4 protein-coding genes and 1 pseudogene are annotated in these 4,970 nt (G+C 34.8%); all 5 read right to left on the bottom strand.

Annotated features, from left to right (window positions below; genetic code table 11):
* A pseudogene (locus RMR19_RS17275) lies at positions 1–872 on the bottom strand (molecular chaperone); the annotation flags it as partial.
* Between the two features lie 51 nt (positions 873–923).
* Positions 924–1,730 (bottom strand): pentapeptide repeat-containing protein, encoded by an 807-nt coding sequence (locus RMR19_RS17270; protein ID WP_310604749.1) that lies wholly within the window; start codon positions 1,728–1,730, stop codon positions 924–926.
* The gene (locus tag RMR19_RS17265; protein ID WP_310604748.1) at positions 1,727–2,353 is read right to left on the bottom strand and encodes a hypothetical protein; all 627 of its coding nucleotides are present in this window, start codon (positions 2,351–2,353) and stop codon (positions 1,727–1,729) included. Before RMR19_RS17265 ends, RMR19_RS17270 begins: the two co-directional genes overlap by 4 nt.
* A 34-nt stretch (positions 2,354–2,387) precedes the next feature.
* Positions 2,388–3,200 carry a hypothetical protein gene (locus RMR19_RS17260; RefSeq protein WP_310604747.1) on the bottom strand — a complete coding sequence of 271 codons (813 nt, stop codon included), beginning with the start codon at positions 3,198–3,200 and terminating at the stop codon, positions 2,388–2,390.
* A 20-nt stretch (positions 3,201–3,220) separates the two neighbouring features.
* Complete coding sequence (locus RMR19_RS17255) at positions 3,221–4,903, bottom strand: hypothetical protein (protein WP_310604746.1); 1,683 nt, start codon at positions 4,901–4,903, stop codon at positions 3,221–3,223.
* Positions 4,904–4,970 lie beyond the last annotated feature (67 nt).

The following is a 4,970-nucleotide window of genomic DNA, read 5'->3' as shown; positions in this document are numbered from 1 at the left end:
CGACAGGATTGCCCTGATAGTTTTATAATAGAATACTGTTCTAATTCCCCTTGAACGAACAATTTATTCAGGAATTTATTGATAATCCAATAGATATCCACCTTCATTAGTAGCTCGATCTCATTAACATTGAATAAAACGGATGGGATATCATGATGCAACTGATAGTTTCCTTTTTCTCGAATTACAAGATTCCAGTTATCTACTTTAATTAATGCTTGTCCCTCATTTTCCACTTCTTCTCCTGTTGCAAAGCGACACTGTAATACACCAGTCTCCTTGAAAAATTCATGCTTTAATTTATCTGCCATCTGGAATAAGAAATAGAAGTTATTTTTCACCTTATAGTATTCTTCTCTGTTTCGATTCTCATATTGCTTAAATCTTGTTGGAATAATGATTTCTGCCAAATCATACTCTTCCTCTAATAGACGATATACATCTTCTCTTCCACCTCGGTCTACCATACGAAAAACATCGAACTCTACCTCTTCAATAAAGTTAGCGATTACTGGTCTTTTTCGTCCTGTATAATAGGCAGCAAATACAATTTTAAGATACTGCAGAATCCGATACGTGATGTTATTTCCTCCAAAGTTCGTCTCACCGTTTTCATACGCGGTATCAATCGCCACTTGATAACTACTTCCTAGATTGTTCACGCTGAATACACAAGAGGATAAATCGGTTGTCCCTCCACCGCAATCTATAATTAAGGCTGCAAGTCGTTCTCCTTCATAGTAGGTCTTCTTATCAATCATGTTTTGAATGGTGTTATATAACACGGCACTTCCTTCATCTAGCATTCCGTGCATTAGGAGTTCGTATTCTGGTAATATGCAGGCATAAAAAAAGAAGATATTACACTTCATAATTGAAATATAATAACTTCTTTCACCTAATACTATTAATCTTTTTTCATCTTACTCAAACCGCACCTGTCCCATATCACATCCATCAAACCTCGTACCCTCAACCATGCAATTATTAAATACTACATTCTCAAACCTTGCATTACTAAAATCCGCATATCTTAAATCTAAATTTACGTACTCTTTGTTTTTCAATATAATGCCTCTAAAATCTTCAAATGTATATTCGTCCCCTTCGTTCTGTTCATCAAGCCACTGTTCCTGTTTTTCTTTATCTTCTTGCTTCTCATCAATAAATATAAAATCACCTATCTCGAAATATTCACCTGTCTTTATTTCTAATCGATTTCCTTTTATTAAATGCATATATTCTTCCGTCTGCACGGCTTCTCTGATATTCTCTCGCAGAAATCTTGTTATGTATGCTTGAAACTCATTGATTACTTCCATCATTATACATCGAACATCTTCTTCCTTGATTTTACCCACATATTTTAATCGTTCGCTTTGTAGTTCATTCCACAATTCTTCATATCTCGCATAGATAAATGTCACGGAAAAATCACCAACACAAACGCCTTCTTCCAAATACCATTCTTGATTGTACATTCTTACTTGATATCTAAAATCATGGTTTTGTATCCTTGTTCGCAGCAGATGAAATATTAGAAAATACGGTTCATATTCATTCTCTTCGCAATACTGTGTTACATTTTTACATATCGCTTGAAATTCGACTAGAAACTGTTTCTTCCATTCCAAACCGTTTTCTATGAACTCTTTTTGCATTTGATTTTGAATGTCATTCAACCTAGGCTCTACTTCAACACGATAGAACCGCTTTACGTCCTCTCTCATATCTCTTCACCTATGTTCTCATCTTTATTGATTAATCGAATCGTTTGAAGCATTTGACATATTACTGGATACCATGAATCCTTTACTTGCATATCGCAATTAAATCCTCCAAGCAATAGTTTTTCATTCCATCTCATTAGGGAAAATAATTGATACAACTCTCCGTCCATTACTGGCTTGGCGAAACTAAACAGTTCTATATCCAGTTCCTCCGCTTGTAGCATCTCATCATCAAGGATTTCACACTCTGGATGTAAGTCTGATAATATGTAGATTAACTGTTCTTTCAATTCATGAATCTCGTCTTCTTCCATGGTTTTATCATCAAATGTAAACGTCATTGTTACACTTGTCGTTTTATCACTATAGATATACTGTGGACACATGAAATGAGGATATTTTGCTTCTGCTAGGTTGTCCTCAAGCGGTTCAAATTCTGATGGCATATGCATAGAAATTCTACCATCAGCGATTTCCTTTTCCTCTATCTCGTAGATTCTTTGATTCATAACAACCATACCTTGATGGATGTTATTACTTGTGTCTTGTACAGCCTGTTGTTCCGCTTTTTTATTTCTTAGTTCAATAAACTTTTCTGCAAATGTTGTTTTTTCTTTGAACATTGTAAAACCTCTTTTCTTCTTCTGATAAATCTCACTACTCTTCTAGCAGTTCTCCAAAAACTTCTTCTAGTGTCTGAGAAGGAATCGCATTTTTTGTTGCATCGTAAAAAGGCTTCGTTATCTCATTCCAATCTTCCTCACTTATATCAACAAGATCATACTCGTCAATGCTTACACAATAATACGGGTAGTCTTGGGTACCATGTTCAAGACTGAAAACCGTCTTCCAGCCCTTATCATCATTCAAGACAATATATCGATCCACTATATATCCTGCATGCAACCCATTATGAAACCATATTTGTCCTGTTCCTAGTATCGTATGATACATAGTTGAATCCGCAAAGATCACAGAACATTCATTTTTTTCTGGCTTATATTTTAAGATATCAGTGTCACACGTACTCGCAACCCCTAATTCTGGAAGTCCATCTCCATCTAAGTCATTATAATAAAATGAATAAAAGTCAGCCTCTTCGATTAATTTATCAAACTCATCCCCAATTCTGTATAGGTCTCTAAAATATTCTTTCTTACCACTTTTGTACACGATTGGTATCTCACTTTTCAGTATTTTAAGATATGCCTCTTTATACAATGCATCAACTTCGGGGGTGATATCTAGAGGCGATTCCTTAATCGTAAAATCAATTGCCTTTATTTTTTCGCAAACAATGGAACTTGTCTCTTCATTAATTTCATTTTCATTGTCTGTTGTTTCTTCTATATATGGCGTTTCTTCTATAAATGGTATTTCTTCGATATAAGTCGTTTCCTCATAATCTACAACCATGTTCTCTGTATTACTTAAACTAGAACAGGCTGTTAGAAACATTACTGGTATCATTATTCAAAATTTTCTTTTCATCACTCATTCTCCTTCCAATTTTTAGGGTATACTACTAACTCCTCAACAATATATTTACTCATTGTTCCGTTACAAGCTGGTTCTAATTCCCTCTCCTTTTCTGTTTTTTCTTTATAATTCGCAATGGGTCTTGCACCTGTAAATTCCACAATAGAACCATCAACATAGTCCACTTTATATGGCTCCGCACTTGCTGAAGAACTCTTTGGATAAGGATGTCCTGTCTGGTATACTCCATTAGGAAGTGTATGAGCCTTTATATGCCCACTATACACACATTCAATGTATACATGTTCATTTTCTTTCTTATTATACAAGACGACATCTACTCTACAAGGTATATAGTCGGCAAATTCTTTAGTATCTAAGGGCCCTTCATTTGAATAATCTGGTATGAACACTTTAGGACCTAATGTAACCCAATATCTTTTGTCGTCATCTGTTAGTTCACCATAGTCACCAACTTTAAATTCTTTTCCTTCCAAAAATGGTTTTGTATATCTATTGGGTCCTTCTTGCTTTTCATAAGAATACCAATCAATATTCTTAACACCTTTAATTTTTTTTAATTTTTCTCTCTCATCAAATGAATAAGTAACTTTTTTAGCACCAGAATCCTTCGGAATATGGGGTTTTCCTCTATATCCTATCAGCCATGGTGCAATTTCTATCTTTTCATCTACTCTTACTTTTACACTTTTTTTCTGCTTATCTTTAAGCATTATCGCCAATTGATATTTTTTACTTTTCTCCAATTCTACATGCATATCAATATTAATCTTTTTCTCCTTATTTTCACTTTGACATATAAGTTTTTCATGTGAATCATAAAGTCTTCCCACAACCTCCGCTTCACTTTTTCTATATATACGATAACTCATACTCCTAGTTCCAGTTTTAAAATATAGCTGTAATAAATATTTATTATTAATGTCATACCTATAATCTGTATTTACTTTTATCGTTTCTTTCTTATAGAATTCAATCAGTCCAAATTCTTCTGCTTTTTTCTCTAAACTCTTCCCTGCTAAGTACACAGGTGCCATACCCTCTCGCGTATTATATTCCGTATCATCTGCATCACTTGCTTGCGTATAAGCCTCCTTCGTCATTTTTTCATTATTTCCCAAACGATAAACCAATTCTTCCGCTGTACTCTTTTTCTGATTATCCCCACTAATATCTACTACGTTGTCCATAATAATACTTGTTTTTTTCGTAGTTAAAGTGATTCTATCTTTTGCATACATATTGATTGATTCCGCCTGCAAGCTACCACTTTTCTCCGCTACTAGATGAATATTGTTTTCGCTTACAACAGATATGCCCTCATTAGCCGTCATCGTAATGAAGAATTCATTAGCTTCTGATTGAAAGGACAGCTCATCTTGCTTCATTACAAGTGACATATCATCTTCCGTCCCAATTCTATGAACGGATTCATCTGTCATATAATCATTATTTTCTGCTTCGCCATGACTTACTGTTGATATATAAGCTTCCATCTCATCCTCAGAAGGGATATACAACACTGCCTTCTCTCCAATCTGAGGCATCATATACCACCCCGTGTTTCCCTCTGCTGTATAGGGCACTGCAAATGGATATGCGTATGCCTCCTCTTCATCCTGTGTTTCATCAATATATAAATGAAGTTTAAGCTTGTCCTTATTGATTGCCAAGATGGTTCCGTCTATCGAAACCCCTGTGAGTTGCTTATTATGACGAACAGAAATAAGTAGTTCTTAT

The sequence above is a fragment of the Anaerosporobacter sp. genome (assembly GCF_031551385.1).
In the GTDB taxonomy this organism is placed as follows: Bacteria; Bacillota; Clostridia; order Lachnospirales; family Lachnospiraceae; genus Anaerosporobacter.
Note: the sequence above shows the minus strand (reverse complement) of the source record. Positions and strands in the feature narration are given on the sequence as shown.